General features: G+C 34.5%; 14 protein-coding genes and 1 pseudogene. 4 read left to right on the top strand and 11 right to left on the bottom strand.

Annotated features, from left to right (window positions below; genetic code table 11):
* Positions 1-262: 262 nt before the first annotated feature.
* Positions 263-759, bottom strand: a pseudogene (locus AC3WSO_RS12705) (DinB family protein).
* Between the two features lie 1,326 nt (positions 760-2,085).
* On the opposite strand from AC3WSO_RS12705, the gene trhO reads away from it, so the two are divergent.
* Positions 2,086-3,042: an oxygen-dependent tRNA uridine(34) hydroxylase TrhO gene (trhO, locus tag AC3WSO_RS12700; protein WP_492531231.1), complete on the top strand. Its 957-nt coding sequence runs from the start codon at positions 2,086-2,088 to the stop codon at positions 3,040-3,042.
* A 560-nt stretch (positions 3,043-3,602) separates the two neighbouring features.
* Here trhO and AC3WSO_RS12695 read toward each other — a convergent pair.
* Positions 3,603-3,740 carry a hypothetical protein gene (locus AC3WSO_RS12695; protein ID WP_492531229.1) on the bottom strand — a complete coding sequence of 46 codons (138 nt, stop codon included), beginning with the start codon at positions 3,738-3,740 and terminating at the stop codon, positions 3,603-3,605.
* A gap of 142 nt (positions 3,741-3,882) precedes the next feature.
* Between AC3WSO_RS12695 and AC3WSO_RS12690 the strand changes: the two genes are divergently transcribed.
* Positions 3,883-4,218, top strand: a complete 336-nt coding sequence (locus AC3WSO_RS12690; RefSeq protein ID WP_492531227.1) for a 2Fe-2S iron-sulfur cluster-binding protein — start codon at positions 3,883-3,885, stop codon at positions 4,216-4,218.
* 273 nt (positions 4,219-4,491) lie between these two features.
* Here the strand turns inward: AC3WSO_RS12690 and AC3WSO_RS12685 are convergent, their stop codons facing one another.
* The 8 genes from AC3WSO_RS12685 to AC3WSO_RS12650 all read right to left on the bottom strand — a co-directional run bounded on the left by AC3WSO_RS12685 (position 4,492) and on the right by AC3WSO_RS12650 (position 11,952).
* Positions 4,492-5,937 (bottom strand): GMC oxidoreductase, encoded by a 1,446-nt coding sequence (locus tag AC3WSO_RS12685; protein ID WP_492531225.1) that lies wholly within the window; start codon positions 5,935-5,937, stop codon positions 4,492-4,494.
* Between the two features lie 365 nt (positions 5,938-6,302).
* Complete coding sequence (locus AC3WSO_RS12680; RefSeq protein ID WP_492531223.1) at positions 6,303-6,902, bottom strand: nitroreductase family protein; 600 nt, start codon at positions 6,900-6,902, stop codon at positions 6,303-6,305.
* Between the two features lie 764 nt (positions 6,903-7,666).
* A complete protein-coding gene (locus tag AC3WSO_RS12675; RefSeq protein ID WP_492531222.1) occupies positions 7,667-8,422 on the bottom strand; it encodes a class I SAM-dependent methyltransferase in 756 nt (251 codons plus the stop codon).
* 59 nt (positions 8,423-8,481) lie between these two features.
* Positions 8,482-8,838: a GNAT family N-acetyltransferase gene (locus AC3WSO_RS12670; protein WP_492531220.1), complete on the bottom strand. Its 357-nt coding sequence runs from the start codon at positions 8,836-8,838 to the stop codon at positions 8,482-8,484.
* Positions 8,804-8,977 carry a hypothetical protein gene (locus tag AC3WSO_RS12665; RefSeq protein ID WP_492531219.1) on the bottom strand — a complete coding sequence of 58 codons (174 nt, stop codon included), beginning with the start codon at positions 8,975-8,977 and terminating at the stop codon, positions 8,804-8,806. The genes AC3WSO_RS12670 and AC3WSO_RS12665 overlap by 35 nt, the downstream gene beginning before the upstream one ends.
* A gap of 58 nt (positions 8,978-9,035) precedes the next feature.
* Positions 9,036-10,391 carry an NAD(P)-binding domain-containing protein gene (locus AC3WSO_RS12660; protein WP_492531218.1) on the bottom strand — a complete coding sequence of 452 codons (1,356 nt, stop codon included), beginning with the start codon at positions 10,389-10,391 and terminating at the stop codon, positions 9,036-9,038.
* Positions 10,392-10,573: 182 nt separating this feature from the next.
* Complete coding sequence (arsB, locus tag AC3WSO_RS12655) at positions 10,574-11,632, bottom strand: ACR3 family arsenite efflux transporter (RefSeq protein WP_492531216.1); 1,059 nt, start codon at positions 11,630-11,632, stop codon at positions 10,574-10,576.
* The gene (locus tag AC3WSO_RS12650) at positions 11,632-11,952 is read right to left on the bottom strand and encodes an ArsR/SmtB family transcription factor (protein WP_492531214.1); all 321 of its coding nucleotides are present in this window, start codon (positions 11,950-11,952) and stop codon (positions 11,632-11,634) included. The genes arsB and AC3WSO_RS12650 overlap by 1 nt, the downstream gene beginning before the upstream one ends.
* Before the next feature lie 624 nt (positions 11,953-12,576).
* Here AC3WSO_RS12650 and AC3WSO_RS12645 point away from each other — a divergent pair.
* Entirely contained in the window at positions 12,577-12,786 is a 210-nt protein-coding gene (locus AC3WSO_RS12645) for an RNA polymerase subunit sigma (RefSeq protein WP_492531212.1), read from the top strand.
* A gap of 1,438 nt (positions 12,787-14,224) precedes the next feature.
* Positions 14,225-14,608 carry a hypothetical protein gene (locus AC3WSO_RS12640; RefSeq protein ID WP_492531211.1) on the top strand — a complete coding sequence of 128 codons (384 nt, stop codon included), beginning with the start codon at positions 14,225-14,227 and terminating at the stop codon, positions 14,606-14,608.
* Between the two features lie 722 nt (positions 14,609-15,330).
* Here AC3WSO_RS12640 and AC3WSO_RS12635 read toward each other — a convergent pair.
* On the bottom strand, positions 15,331-16,236 hold the full coding sequence (locus AC3WSO_RS12635; protein ID WP_492531210.1) for a cation diffusion facilitator family transporter: 906 nt from the start codon (positions 16,234-16,236) through the stop codon (positions 15,331-15,333).
* Between the last annotated feature and the right edge of the window lie 238 nt (positions 16,237-16,474).

The following is a 16,474-nucleotide window of genomic DNA, read 5'->3' as shown; positions in this document are numbered from 1 at the left end:
TTACGGTATCAAACATTTCAAGTTTTTCTTGGGTAATTTTCAAACATTCTATTTGCCGTTCTAAATACCATATTTTAGACTTCAACAAAAATAGCATTTTTCCTTTTTACAATAAAAAACGATTTCCATCATCAGAAATTCGTTTTTTCAATATACTCCTCGCATTGTGTTGTTTCTGTTATCAGTAGTTGTTGATGTTGTCGTTGAAGAACAGCTATTAATTAGTAAATTAGTAGCTGCACTTATTGACGAAAAACTTAGTTCATTGCGCTTCCTCGTCCGCCGAGGGACTGTAGATGCCTGGCACCGAAATAGCAAGTAGGTGCAAATATAACCCGAGCTGTGCCCGATGGTGGACCATGTGGTTTAATCCGAAGGTGCGGAACGCAATTGCTCTTGGCTCACGGCGGATGATTTGATCACCGTGGCGCAGCGTCCATTCCTCACCGAGCGCTTTCTCGTCACATTTGGCCAGCAAATTTTTCAATTTACCGAAATTTGCGTCAAACTCATCCAGAACGGAAGATTGTTTTTCCAAAGGCTTTCGTCGCAGCGGTACGGTTGAAAGATCAAACTCTGAATACTGAAGAATTGCGATTTGCCAATTCAGCAGATTGATCAGGTGCGTGGCCAGCTCGCCAAGCGTCATCGATTTCTCATGTGGTTTCCATGACATATGCTCCTCGGGCAAGCGTTCAGAATGCGACGCGTAGTAACCAGTTCATACGTTGCGTCACCGACAATCAATTGTGTAACCATAAAGTTCCTCCCCTCCTTATAGTTAGCATACTATAAATTCCATTCGAGTAGAAAGCTCTATGATTAACGGACTATGATATTTCATCTTTCATTCAGTTCTATGCCGCTCCTAGAGCGAATTTTACTTGTTTTACTATTATTAGTAAGATTTTTTAAAAGCGCCACCAAGTGATACAGTTACAAAAGGAGTCAAAACTATTTGCTATTTGCCAGTTGTAGCTACAAATAAAAAGCCGTGAGAGCAATCGAGATTCGATAACACGTACCGTTGCCCATCTCGATTGCTCTCACAGCTCAGAAATAAAAGCACTTTTTTTAGAGCATCTTTTAATTTTGAAAATTAGATAAATCACTCTTCCTAATTTATCCATTCGCATTTCATCAGCAATTGATCTCCATTTAATTGTGCTGATATATCCCATCCATCTTTGTCATTAGACTTTTCGCAAGATATAATCTAAAGCTGTATTTCTTTTTGTTCTTGGTTGATTAACTCTATAAAAACGATCAAAAAGAAAAGGAAGATTGTATTCTTTTAATTCTTCGGGATTCAATAGAGTAAGTTGAACAGATGGTGAATTTTTATACTGAAAAATCGGACTTATTTATTTCCTTTACGGTGTAAAATCAATAGTAAAGTTGACTCAATACCAAGCAGCCCAGAAAATTTTAACGGACAGTAAAATTTTCTGGGCTTTTTATTATAAATTTTGATTTCTTAGAATAGCAATTTTATTAGTCGCTTGATTGAATTAATTGTATCTATTTACAAATAAACCTATAACAACGACATTACTATTAGAATAATAATTCAGACCTAAGTCTGAAGACAGGAAACGAATAAAAGTTGTATTATTTCATTTATACTTTTTAGTTATAAAAGTAAAGGGAGAAATTCTAGACAACCATTACGTAGTCTAAAAATTACTACTACTAATACATTCAACTACATTAATTTTTAAATACTACGTAATGTGTTTGTTATATGGCACGAATATGCAAGCAGCATCTTGTACATCTTTAGTACAATGGTGTTTTTTTGATGTCTTTTTAGCCATGTGCTATATAATAATTCATCAGGCAATTGACTGATTTTAGCTGAAGATTATTGATATGAATTAGTGCATTATTAATCATACTTTTTATTTTAAATAGATTGTGAGTAAGAGAACGATTTGCCTGCTGAATCTAATTCGGCAATTCTACTTACACTAAATCAATATCGAGGCTAAGATTACTTTGTATATTCTTTTTAACATACCGCGTTTTTTGATGGTATTAGCTATCAATGTATCCTGAAAATATAAATGATAGGTGGAAAATAAATTGAACTATCGAGTTTTACTGTATTACCATTATACAAATATTCAATCTCCTGAGGAATTTGCTAAGGAGCATTTGGAAATATGTAAAAAAATGAACTTAAAAGGTCGTATTTTAGTTGCTTCTGAGGGCATCAACGGTACACTTTCTGAATCAATTGAAGAAACAAACGCTTATATAGAAATGATGAAAAATGATCCGTTATTTAAAGGCATTGTGTTTAAAATTGATGAGGCAGAAGATCATGCATTCAAAAAAATGCATGTACGTCCAAAACCTGAGCTGGTTAATTTAAGCTTAGAAAATGATATTGACCCACTCGAAATGACAGGTCGTTACGTTGCACCTGCTGATTTTTATGAACAAATGCAGCAACAGGACACAATTGTTATTGATGCACGAAATACTTATGAATATGATGTAGGTCACTTCGAAGGTGCAATTCGACCAGAGATTCAATCGTTTCGTGAATTACCTAAATGGATCAAAGACAATAATGAATTATTAGAGGGTAAACGTATTTTAACGTACTGTACGGGTGGCGTACGTTGCGAAAAATTTTCTGGTTGGCTTATAAGAGAAGGTTATGAAGATGTAGGTCAACTACACGGCGGAATTGTAACCTATGGTAAAGATTCTATTGCAAAAGGTCAACTTTGGAATGGGCAATGTTATGTATTTGACGAACGCCTTGTTGTTCCAATAAATCAAGTAAACCCAACTATTGTCGGTAAGGACCATTTTGATGGGACTCCATGTGAACGTTATATTAACTGTGCTAATCCAGAATGTAATAAACAAATATTAAGTTCAGAAGAGAATGAGGCAAAACACTTAGGTGGCTGTACGATTGAATGTACAAAACATATACGCAATCGTTATATAAAACTTCATGACATTTCTCACGAAGAGGTTACCAAACGCATTGCTAAATTGGAGAAATCATTGAATTTAGCATAAGGGAATAAAACTGAACTATTAAAAGGTCTGATCACAAAAAGATACGCATAGCTCTATCGAAAGAAATTCTTTTGGGTACTGAGTTATGCGTTACTAATTTATTTAATTGAATAGTAAGCCCTTACTGACAATGATTTCTAACAATTTATCCTGTTCATCTTCAAAAAGTAATTTACCTTCATGATAAATTTCCTCTGTCAGGCACCTAAAATTCAGCACAATTTTGGTGCTACATCTTATGAGAATACTGTAGTAACTGTACATATGATAAATATAATTATAAATTGAGGAAACTTTATCATTACTTAAACAAAAAGAAGCGAATTTGGGATTTCTATCTTCCAAGTTCGCTTTATTCTTAAATGGAATTGTAGAATTTCAAAGAACGCTAAAATTTGTGCATACTGAGCAAGTACTACTCTTTTATAACCAAATATGAATTAACGGATACGAGCTTTACGGAAACCATCAAATATACTCATTGCCGCGAATAAAATAAAGATCATTATTGAACCGCAACTATCCATATTTCAAATTGCTTAGCTGTTGTGGTAAATAATTTACTCATGCGTTATAAATTCTTGGTTGATTAAATTTGGATTACTTAATATAACAATGAATGCAACAGTTGCGAAAAGCTCAAAAGTTGCATTAAAGCTTGCCATCTTTTTCGTCCATTGTCCTTCATCCATACCCATACAGAGGTCTTCACTAGGTAAAAATTTGTTAAAATCTCACTAAATGAATGATTTCTAAGTATGGGAATAGTCGGATTAATACAAACTGATACTAACAGTTGCTTCGTTATTATTAGGAAAATATGAAGGGAGTAATTCATAGATGCCATTTGTCACCGTATTTGGAGGAAAAACCTTTGAAGTAGAGGAAGGCAAAAAATTAGTATTAGCTCTTGAAGATAATGATATAAATATTTTTCATCAGTGTGGTGGAATAGCAAAATGTACTACTTGTAGAGTGGAGGTACTAGCAGGTGAATATAAGGATATTTCTAAAATAGAAAAAAACGCCTTCGCTACAAAAAATATTGATGAGAATTTATATGAAGACTGTTTGCGGCTATCTTGTCAAATTCGTGTAATAGGAGACATTACAGTTCGGCCTATTTTAACCTTGGAAAATACACAAGGCAATAGAGGTCCAAGACCAGCAGATTAACCAAGAATCGATTAATTCTATATCACAAATATAGAGAAAAGTTAAAAACGCGGGCTTTAAGGTATCCGCGTTTTTAAGTTAGGCTAAATTATTTTTTCTGTATATTTGCTTATGTCAAATCCAATTACAGATGTCTGGTCGAGGTTGATAACATCTATATAAACTATGACATCACCCTTTACAGCTAACCCTTCCCTGCCGGCTTTTAGAATACTTTAAATACTACTGACTTTTTATAGTATTGATAACTGCGAAATGTCAGCGCTCCCCCCATTACGGATTTCTTCGAATGATATTATCTGCCATCCGTATCGCAAGTGCAACCGTTGAGTTTGTCGGGTTTGCCGCAGCAAGAAAAGGTATAACACTGTTGTCTGCTACATACAGACCTGAAACACCATGGATTTCTCCATAGAGATTTGTTGCCGAAATAGATGGATCGGTACCCATTCGACATGTACAGGATTCATGCACGTCACTTCCCGGCGGCATTAAGGTAGGCTCACCATCTAATGTAACTCCCATCGCCTCAGCAGATCGAATGATTCCCTCACGCATTTGATTAATAACAACCCTATCCCTTTCGCTATAAGAAAAATCAACTTGCCCCAGAGGAACACCATATTCATCCCGTTGGTTAGGATCTAAGAAAATCCTGTTCTCTCTCCGAGGCTCTACCAAACCGAAAGTTGCATAGACAACACTAACTTGATCTGGAAGTACTTTATCTTCAAACTGTTGGTAAGAAAAATATTGATTAGGACCTAATATTTGTATTTGATAAGGGAATTCTCTTGTTTCACGTTTCAAAATGGCTAAATTACCGATATTATCTGAGAACTGCCTGCGACTTATTTTTCCCGTACCTAATACAAATGAATGATTAGTTAAATAGCGACCTATAGCTGGACCACTAATCCCGGAATTTAGCAAAATTCGAGGTGTCTCTAATGTACTTGCAGAAACAACTACATTTTTTGCACGAATAGTGTAAGTTTTTTTGTCTTGTGTTGATACAACATTTACCCCAACAGTTCTTCCGTTCTGAACCAAAACTCGCGTCGTATAAGCATTTAGCGCAAGATCAAATGGTTTATCATTTAAGGCATAAGCAAGAAATTTGATTGAACTAAACCATGCGTTAGAGTGAATTTCCCCCATGCGCGGTCCTCTCATATCAATGGCAAGAGGCATATTCGTGGCTTCTAAAATACCACCAGCGTGAAGCCGATTCATAAGAATCCGTTGCATTGAAGAACCATCTGCATAGGTCGTTGTACAATTCAAGACACGTTCTGCCATTCTGAAATATACATCTAATTCATCTGGATGAACAGGCCAATTTTGAAGTTGAAACTGCGCAGGTCTCGGACAGGCAGCATTCCAAAATAATGTCCTTCCACCAAGTGCGAATGTTAATCTAGCACCTGAGAATTCTGGTAAATTTTCTCCTACTGGAGTTGAATTGTCAGGCCATAGCTGGTCGCGCATTCGATCGACATTCATAGTGGGGATATTCAGCGCATGTGAATGAAATAGCTTCGTCCCTTTCTCTAAAATACCGATTCGCTTAGCCCCTTGATTCTTCCACATTTCGCATAAACGGTAAAGCGTTGCCCCTCCACCTGCACCACTTCCGACGATTAGAACATCATAGTTCGTATTGGCCATTTGCTCCAGTGATTTAGTTGGGATCCAATTATTTGGATAAACCCACATAATAGCCACGTCCTTTCGCGTTAGTCTTTGACATTTAAGGTTATGACTTTTGGTATTTTGATATCACCATTTTGGAGCTTTCAAAAAAAGTTTGAATAAAAATTTAGTTCAAACCAGATTTTATGCCAAATAAAATATACATATTTCATTATTTGGTATTTAGTTTTTTTAAAGCAATGCAATTTTACTTTAGAAATGAAAGTATTTTCTTCCCTTTAGTAAAATAAAAAAGACATTGGAAAAGGTTTATATGCCTGTTTTGTTCCAATGCCAGTTTTTATTTATGCAACTGTATCTATAGGGATTTTCTTCATGAAAAAACCAGTTCCGTAAAGGTACTAGTTTGGTTATAACGAATACATAAATTACTTGTAAAATTTTATTCGCTCTTCAAGTGGTTGGAATTCTTTTTCACCTGGTGTTCCCGTAGGATTTCCAAAAGGCATTTGCGCAATAAGCTTCCAATTATCAGGAATATTCCATTCTTTTTTCACTTCATCATCAATTAGTGGATTATAATGTTGTAAAGAAGCTCCTAATCCTTCTGCTTCCAATCCTGCCCACACAACTAATTGATGCATACCTGATGCTTGATTTGACCAAATCGGAAAGTTCTCAGCATATGCAGCAAATTGCTCTTGAAGCGATTTAACTATAGCATCATCTTCTAAGTATAATACTGTGCCATAACCTGCTTTAAAGGAATCCATTTTTTGTTGAGTTCCTGAAAAATCACTATCTCCAACTACTTTTCTTAACGTTTCAGTTGTAATGTCCCATAGCTTATTATGTGCCTCACCTGATAATACAACAATACGTGCAGTTTGAGAGTTGAATGCTGACGGCGTATGTTTCACAGCAAATTCTACAATTTCTTTAATTCTTTCATCTGATATTTTTACCTCTTTATTAATTCCGTAGTAAGTACGTCTTTCTTTAAGTGTAGTGTAAAAATCTTTTGTCATAATTCTCTTCCTCCAAATTTACTGAAATTATTTTTCAACACACATTGCACTAGTCGCGTAGAGATTTTTACTTACAAAATTAGAATTTTCAAATGGCTGTTTTATACCTAAAACCTCATCGGACTTCAACAGGAACACCTGTAAGTTAAGTCTTAATGAGAACCGCCATTCGTATGTTCTTTTATCATTTCGACTATGTTTATTCTCCAGTACATAATTAGTGTTCTTAAAATATGTTTTCCAAACAAACAATAGAGTATTCAACTATCTGTGAATTAAAAATAAAATTCAATAATTTTTAGTAAAGATTGATAAAAAGATCAATGTTATAGATTATGTTCGACAACTAAACCGGAGAGAGCAACAGTAAAGCTAGACCTTTCAATTTGAATTGCTAAATGGAATGTCCAATAAGCAGACGTATATGTAAGCTAAATTTGCACACATTAGTATTGAGTGTATCGCACGCACTTATTTTGGTTGTGGCGTTGGTTGACCGTCACATCCTCCCTCAATTGTTTATTTGGATCACTTTCAACAGTGATCCTTTTTTGCATCAATCAAATGATGGGGAAATTTCTTTTATGATGAACTTAAGAGAGGTAGAAAATGCAGGTGATTAGTGATTATCCCTATTTCTACCTCCTTTTGGCATATTGATGAACTGATTTATCTCAAAACAAGCATTGTAATTAAACATAACCCCGTTCTAAATTTAGGACGGGGTTAAAAAATTTTGAATGTAAAATACTTCACTCGGATGTTTAGATATTGCCTAGATAGCTTCGCGTTATGTTTGGGAGAACAATATTTCCGTCCTTACTATATTTTTCGAATAACTCTGACAGGAGAAAAACAAAACGTTTATACTCTTCGTCATCTTTTTTTGGAGCATAGGACGCTGACAAGTTCCTCCCTAAAAAACCTTCATAATCAAAAATCAATTCATTTTGATACTTTTTTACCTCATATTTTCCATCCTTAAAAAAGCTGTTAAATACTTCTGGAGTTTCCTCTATTCCACCGCTAAATCCTTTGAAATTTAAACAGGTCTTTTGGCAAATTTCTGCATTTGCTTTAATAATCGGACTAGCTAAATCTCTGCTATTCCAAACAAGAGCAACATTTGCCTTTTGTTTTAAAATCCGTTGACATTCGTTTTTGAACGCTTTTTTATCAAACCAATGAAATGCCTGGGCAACAGTTACTAAATCCACACTATTCTCTTTTAAAGTGGTATGTTCAGCAGTTGCTTTTATTGATTTAAAACGAGAATATAGTTTTAACGATTGCTCAGCCATCTTTCTCATGTCATCATTTGGCTCAACTCCAATAACATTTATACCTCTTTCAAGTAGCTGGCGGCTAAATATCCCTGTACCTGAACCGATATCGGCCACAATCCGATCCTCTTTCAGTTGGTTAGCTGAAAACAAATAATCAATATATTCATTAGGATAACTTGGGCGATATTTCGCATATATATCAGCCTTGTCGGTAAAATTTCCTGTTGGATTCACATTATTACCTTCTTCCACACGATTCTCATTAGCTATTTTCTAAAGGGTCCATACCTTAATTATATAATCTCAGTACTTCTTTTTTCCATTATAACGGTATCGTGCCATTGCCCATGTAATTGAGCAATTTTTTCTCTTGTACCCACTTTTATAAAACCCATCTTTTTATGTAACTGAATACTTGCTGTATTAATGGCAAAAATTGATGATTGAAGCGTCCAAATACCTGCATTTTCACTCTCCTTAAATAGTGTTTCAAATAGCTCGGAGGCAATACCTTTTCCTTTACTATCATTTGATATATAAACACTTACTTCCCCAACTCCAGAATATACAGGGCGTGTAGAGACAGGTGAGACGGCAATCCAACCGATAACTCTATTATGTTCTTCTGCTACAAAGCGCAAAGTTGCCATGATGTCCTTCATTCCATACTTGTTCACTTGGTGCATTTGTTTCAAAGGTGGCCATCCCTGTTTCGATTCCTTCTTTATAGATGTTTAATACCTTTTTTAAATCGTTAAGTTCCATTTTCCGAACAAATAATGTTTCCATTCAATTTCCTCCCCATTATTTAGAAAAGGATTGCTAGCTCTCGCTAACAGTCGAATAATTAACAACATGTATTTGATTGGTTGGAAATATTACTACTACATACGCCTGTTTCAGGTAGCTCTAATTCCACACGTTGCGAAGCTTCCAGATTGCCTGCTAAATAGGCAGTTATTGATCGGACTTGTTCATAACCTGTTGCCATTAAAAATGTTGGTGCACGACCATAACTCTTTGCTCCGACAATATAGAAACCTTTTTCTGGTTGTCGTAGTATTTCTTCTCCATGTGCTCGTACTGTACCACAGCTATGGATATTAGGATCAATTAGTGATGCTAATGCTTGCACACTCTCTGTTGCATTATCAATGGAAAGACGTAGTTCGCTGTTTATTGAATAATCCGGTCGATTCCCTGCATTTACAATGAGCTCATCGAATCCAGTTAATACAGTTTGTTCTCCATTTGAAGTACCAACAATATTTATTTTTTCATCTTTTTTCACCATTGAAATATGAAATGGTGTCATTACTTCAATCTTACCTGCATCTACTAATTCATGAATGCGTATACCTAGACCTCCACGTGCTTTCAAGGCATCTTCTTCTTCCCCACCATATACTTCTTCAACAGATTTTTTACGCATAATCCAGACAAGTTTCGTTGAAGGGTGCTCTTTTTGTATGGCAACCAAAGATAATAAAGTATTGATAGCTGAATGACCTCCTCCAATAACAGCGACCTTCTTGTTTGCATATCTCTTAGTATTCGTTTGGATATCTGGAATACCATACTCAATGTGACCTGCTAATGCTTTTTCATTTTGCAGCCAAACACCTGTCGAATTTGCTGGATTTGGGTTCCCCCATGTACCTGTTGCATCAATAACAGCTTTAGCCTCAATGATATTTATGTCATCTTCCGTTTCAATATATATTTTAAAGGACTGATTTACACGATTTTTTGATTTCATCTTATCATTCAATTGACGTGAAACGGCTACTACTTTTGATTCTAGATGAATGAAAGGTTTTATTTGTGCTAACTCTGCTAAAGGTTTTAAATAGAGCTCAATTAATTCATGTCCAGTCGGTAATGTTTCTAGGTCAGGTTCTTGCCAATTAGTTTCCTCAAGTAAGGCTTTAGCAGCTTTATTGATGTTATATCGCCATGGAGAAAACAGTGTAACATGACCCCAAGTTCGAATATTATGAGCTATTTCACTCCCAGCCTCTAGTAAAATAAAAGACTGCTTTTGTTGTACTAAATGGGCTGCTGCAGCTAACCCAATTGGACCAGCACCAATTATTACAATAGGTAAATCCTTATTTAAATCACTAAAAGCCTCTTGTGCCACGATGTTAGTTGCAGTAGTACAACAAGAATCATTTTGCTTAATGATTTTAAGTGTATTCATAAATAAACCCTTCTTCTCTATAAAATTTTAATATAAGCATATTCTTATATAATGTGTATTTTTTACGTCTAGCTTTAAGCTAGACGCAGTTTTATTTAAACTTTCTGATGCAGTTAACATGCTTCAATCTCGCACATTTTTTCTCAAATGTGTTTTTACCTCTGAATTAGCTAGTACTGGCTCTATAATTGAATGGTTTTATAATATTTCTTCTGCCATCGTAGGGCAACCCATACAAGTCCAATGAGTACAGGTACTTCGACAAGAGGACCAATAACAGCGGCAAACGCCACGCCACTATGAAGCCCAAAAACACCTACAGCTACTGCAATTGCCAACTCAAAGTTGTTACTAGCCGCTGTAAATGAAAGGGCTGCTGTTACTGGATAAGATGCACCTACTTTACGGGAAGAAAAGAATGAAACCGCAAACATTATTACAAAGTAAATTAATAATGGAATTGCAATTCGCACTACATCAAGTGGTAATTCCACTAATTTCTCACCCTTTAATGCAAACATCATTACAATTGTGAACAGAAGTGCTATTAACGTAAGTGGTGAAATTTTTGGTAAGAACTTTTCCTCATACCACTGTTTCCCTTTTGTTTTCATACCTATTAATCGTGTTAGGAATCCAGCAGCAAATGGAATACCTAAGTAAATAAAGACGCTTTTCGTAATTTCCCACATAGAAATAGATACATTAAAATTTTCTAAGCCAAACCAACCAGGTAATACATTTAAGAAAAAGTAGGCAAAAACTGAATAAGTTACGATTTGAAAAATAGAATTAAAGGCAACTAGACCTGCTACATATTCCCGATCTCCACGCGCTAAATCATTCCACACGATTACCATTGCTATACATCGTGCTAAACCAATCATAATAAGTCCAGCCATATACTCTGGATAATCATGCAAGAAAATAATGGCTAAAAAGAACATTAAGAACGGTCCAAGTAACCAGTTTTGAAAAAGTGATAGTAAAAGAACTTTCCAATCCTTAAACACACGCCACATTTCTTCATATTTTACTTTTGCCAGTGGCGGATACATCATCACAATTAGCCCTATAGCAATCGGTATGGATGTTGTACCAACCGACATGGATTCTAATACTTTGCCTATATTAGGCATCGTAATACTGAATAGAACGCCAATACCCATCGCAACAAAAATCCAAAGAGTAAGGTAACGATCTAAAAACGAAAGCTGTTTTGTTAAAGATTCATTATCCACTAAATTTCCTCCCCTATGTTTGTACAGTCAGAGCCACAATTGCATCCATTTAATGGCTCAATTTGTTCTAAAATCCCCATCATAAGTGGCGTCTGTTCCTCTACTAAACGATAATGTTTCCATGTACCAACTTTTCGTTCAGTAATAATACCAGCTTCCTTTAATTTTCTGAGATGCTGACTAACTGCTGGCTGTGAAATCCCTAGAACATCTACAAAATCACATACACAAACCTCCCCATTTTTCATGCATGCCAATAATTTAATACGGTTCAGATCAGCTGCTGCCTTTAATTGTTTTTCAATTAGTGTGTTTTCCATTTAATTGTCTCCTTATATAATCATTTGCTTATATTTAATTTAAAATAAAATCCCCAGATAAGTATAGGTGATAAATTAATATATAACTATACACTTATATTATGCTTCCTTTTCTTTAATTGCAATAGTATGGAAATAATTTTTTTATTTGTTCCAATTCTAATGTATAGCTTATACGCCAACATTACTAATATTGGAACATTATTTTAATACTGTGTTGGATATGTAAATCTTTTAGAAGGCTTAAGCACAAAGCTTATTCTGAGCGCATTGTTTATCTGCGCGGGAGCAATGCGACAGCTAAATTTATGACAAGCAAGATCGATCAAATTTCTGCCTACCTTTGTATGATACTACTCATACGAACAACCTTATAAGAAGAGCTTAAACCGATTCTGAGCTGTAGCGTGTGACAACGCTGCGGCTTTTATGTATAGAAAACTTAAATTTGCACACATTATTATTAAGTGTATCGCACGCACTTAGGTTGTGGCGCTAGTTGACCGTCACGACCTCCCCATTTGTTACTTAGGGTCACTCCACCCCAGTGACCCTTTAAAAGTTATTTTCTACAGCTACAATTTATATTTTGATTTACTTTTATTACATATCGAGGTGCTTTCATTGACTACATTCGGAAAATGCTTATATATCAGTTTTTTTGTAACAATGTTTTTATTAACAACAGTTTGGGATTATTTCAAAAATAATAATTTGGCTTTGCTTGAAAATTTTTTCTTTTCCTTTTGGGTAGCAAGTTTTTTATTTATTGTATTGTTACTTAGAAGTAAAAAAGATGAAATGGAAAAAAGCGAAAAACATGAAGCGGAATAGATTATGTATATTCTGCTTCATGTTTTTCTTTATATAACACAGGATTAAAGAGGGGGATAGTATAGTCACTCTTTTTTCATTTCTTAAGGCCATGAACTATCCAACCTTAGTTTTTAAATCATATAAATAGTAGTATTAAGATAAAGCAGTCTAACTTGGTGTCTGTCTTCCTTATGAACACATTAATTGTCATACACTTTTTCCTCTTCTATTCACTTTATACTAAAAGGAGGAATACACAGTAATACATCTAAATTTATTGTCATTCATACTGTCGTTATGCTGGTTAATAGTATTCTTTATCACAATTAACTCTTCTCAATTCACACTATTTTTTGTATCTTACTTTCACGTAGATCCCTTGATTTTTTTATTAGTAGCAACCATAATAACTTTTTTCCTTGCCAACTACGGGTTAAAGAATGTAAAAAATTTAACTACTATTGTTAGAGGACTTCTTACAATTATTATAACTATAATCCTATTGGTTATAATTTGTATCACATTGATCATAAGGAGTTTTTCAAGTTAAAAACAGATGGCGAATCTTTAAATGCACAAAGGTGTAAATATAAAATTAGGATTAGTATTGGTCACTTCCTTTTTAGGAAGTGGCCTTTTTTAATTTTGACCATTACTTTTTAAGGAAAAAGCTCGAATTTCATTTCTTACATTTTCATAGTTGTAATGTTTTTAAATAGAAGTACATACACTTGTTTTGGGATAGCAATCTGTTACTTGCATCGCCCCAAGTTGTTAATGCACTGCGCTATCCCGCAAATACATAATTTTTCTCCTTCACAGCTAATGTACAAAAATAATAATGTCTATATTGTTATTCGTGTAATATCTAAAGCTATAACGACCGCGTTATGGCTTTTTGTGATGTACCACAACCCGAAAATTATGGTAGCATTCATTCTTCTTACTGCTTTTCATTTGCCAATGTGCCGATCTCCAATAAATATATAATTTGTCCGTTTTGAGGTGATTTATATTTTTTATCGTAGGCTTAATTTCAAAATGATGTATCCTTGGGTTCCAATTTGATACATAAAATAAACGGGACCTGTTGAGATTTTTTTATCTTCAAATACTTCGAGGGAACAACTTGGAGCTAAACTATTCTTAAGTAGTCTCTAACTACGTATTTTCATACAGATAAAAAATTAAGCAAACTACTACTGTCCATCAATTACATCATAAACGAAAGCAAAAAACATTGAAAAGAATATTCTGAATGAAGTATTTGATGAAGCAACTTAATAAAATTAAGAAGAACTATTTAGTAGCTCTTTTAATATAGGTTGTTGCTCCTTGATTTTAGGTAAGTAGTATTTTAAATTGTCGGATAAAGCAGGTGTTTTCTTACAATGAGAAGAAGTACTTATAAGGGAAGCATTAGTAATATAAGAGGTGAAGATAAGGTGAAGATAAGGTGAAAATAAAAACAATATTGTTTTTGATTATTTGTTCTATGTGGTTAGTGGCTTGTAACGGTAATGAAGAAACAATAAAAACGATAGAAATTCAAGAATTAATTAATTTCGAAGAAGAAAAACCCGACACATTACAGTTAATATCCGATGCGAAGGATATTAAGATTATAGAGAAAACGTTTAAAAAAGCTAGAGAATTTGGTGAAGTAGATAACAAAGTAGTTCCGCAATATAAGATCAAAATAAATGATGATGACTACTATTTATGGATAGACAATACTTTTACAGGGACAATAGCAAACGTAAATAGTAGAAATATGTTTTATAATATCTACACTACTAAAGAATTTAAAGAGGCCATTAATTATCAAGAACAAAAATAAATTACTTCTAAAAACTTGATCAAGTCTATTTGGAAAACTTGAAAACAACCCATACGCACCTTCCTACTGTGAGAAAAAAGTACCATTTATAATGGCTCCACGCTGTATGAAAGCAGCTTTCCAATATGGCTACTACATGTTTCTTACTTAATGAGAAATTGCAATAATTACATTTCTTTATTTTTTGTGATGTTGGCATAAACTAGTATTGGAAAGTCCCCAATTATCTAGCTAGACCATTTATTTTAGTCATTTACTTGTGGGTAGTTACTCATTTTGAACAGTTACACTTACTAAAATATTAACACTCAATGCAAGGAAACCGATGTTGATATCTTGAATATAGGATGACCAGCTTGGAAACAGCTTACTTAGATGGGCACCTGTAGCTGCTTGCCTACCTACAATCGTGACACCTACGATAATCCCGGCAAAGACACCTTGTAAAGTTATTGGTTTCTACCTTACATTGAATATCGCAAAAAAAGAGTGTTTCAAAGTTGAACTTTGAAGACACTCTTTTTTTAGATACACGGAACAAATCCATAGCTCTCTTGGTCAATATGCAAAGAAAAAACAATAAGAAACCTTATATTGAAGGCCTCTTGTTTTTTCAAAATAAATTTCTTAGTTACTGAATGAAACGGTTATTTAAGCTGTAAAACAAGCAATAGCTGCATAGATAGTAGCGTCACCAGTTCAAGCTGTGCAACTCGGTAATACTACTCTTGATTAGGTTCCATATAGTAAGGATTTACATGGATAAGGACTTCCCCTACATCAGGGTATTTTTTTAATATCGAATTTTTTATGTCACGAGCTATATCATGACCTTGTTTAATTGTTAAATCATGATTAAGGGATAGACGGATGTCGAGAAGCTTATAGTGACCGTGTTCTCTTGCGCGAATTTTGTCTATTCGTTGCACTTGATTAAATTCATGAATAGTAGCTTCATATTCATCTAAAAGTTCCTGATCCACACTTTTTTCCATTAAAACGTCAACGGAAGGTTTAACTAATTCCATTGCGATTCTAAAAATAAAATAAGCTACTAAAGCACTTGCAATAGCGTCGGCGTATAATAAGAATGTCCACCCAATGGCATTTCCTATTATCGCTAAGAGGACGCCAATGGATGCAGCAAGTGATGCAACAATATCACCCTTATGATCTAAAGCAATCGCTATAATCGCCTTACTATTCCACTTTTTGCCCTGTTTTATGGAGTATCTATATAGTATTTCTTTCGCTATGTAAGAAATAATAGCTGCAATTAAAGCACTGTATTGTGGTACGCTAGGTTTTTCAAAAAATCCTAAAATTGCTTCTACTAAAATATATAGTGCAACTAATATTAAAATAATTCCAACGATCGCTTCACTAATAACCTCCGCCTTACCATGCCCAAAGGGATGATCCTTATCAGGTGGTTTATTAGAAATACCGACTACTGCTAGCACAGCAATCGAAGCAACTACATCTGCTCCAGAGTGAATCCCATCTGCAAAAACAGCCTCACTACCCCCAAAAAGACCAAAGAAGATTTTACCTACCATAAGAATTACGTTGGATATAAGTGCAATCCATGCAACCTTTTTGCTAATTTGTTCTCTCTCACTAACCATTTATATCTCCTCCGAGTAAGAGTTTTAACCATAAAAAAATCCGGGAAGAATACTCCTCAAATACTCTTTACTCTTCTTCCTTCAATTAATACTCAACTATGATATCAGACGAATATCGAGTGGGTCTACAGCAACCTTTTTTACCATTACTAAATAAAATTCGAGCGTAAAAATAAGTTGCCTCAGACCAAGATTAATCAAATTAAAGGTTTCACGAAAATAGACATTTCACCGAACT

It is taken from the genome of Lysinibacillus sp. EB106-09-02-XG168 (genome assembly GCF_058791475.1).
The sequence above is the reverse complement of the archived record's forward strand: the minus strand, read 5'-3'. Positions and strand labels throughout refer to the sequence as shown.

What these genes read in the sequence shown, in the direction of transcription:
- AC3WSO_RS12685 (WP_492531225.1), bottom strand. Translation starts at nt 5,937, where the DNA reads ATGTGGGTTTATCCAAATAATTGGATCCCAACTAAATCACTGGAGCAA.
- AC3WSO_RS12695 (WP_492531229.1), bottom strand. Translation starts at nt 3,740, where the DNA reads ATGGGTATGGATGAAGGACAATGGACGAAAAAGATGGCAAGCTTTAAT.
- AC3WSO_RS12670 (WP_492531220.1), bottom strand. Translation starts at nt 8,838, where the DNA reads ATGGCAACTTTGCGCTTTGTAGCAGAAGAACATAATAGAGTTATCGGT.
- AC3WSO_RS12665 (WP_492531219.1), bottom strand. Translation starts at nt 8,977, where the DNA reads ATGGAAACATTATTTGTTCGGAAAATGGAACTTAACGATTTAAAAAAG.
- AC3WSO_RS12635 (WP_492531210.1), bottom strand. Translation starts at nt 16,236, where the DNA reads ATGGTTAGTGAGAGAGAACAAATTAGCAAAAAGGTTGCATGGATTGCA.
- AC3WSO_RS12690 (WP_492531227.1), top strand. Translation starts at nt 3,883, where the DNA reads ATGCCATTTGTCACCGTATTTGGAGGAAAAACCTTTGAAGTAGAGGAA.
- AC3WSO_RS12660 (WP_492531218.1), bottom strand. Translation starts at nt 10,391, where the DNA reads ATGAATACACTTAAAATCATTAAGCAAAATGATTCTTGTTGTACTACT.
- AC3WSO_RS12680 (WP_492531223.1), bottom strand. Translation starts at nt 6,902, where the DNA reads ATGACAAAAGATTTTTACACTACACTTAAAGAAAGACGTACTTACTAC.
- AC3WSO_RS12650 (WP_492531214.1), bottom strand. Translation starts at nt 11,952, where the DNA reads ATGGAAAACACACTAATTGAAAAACAATTAAAGGCAGCAGCTGATCTG.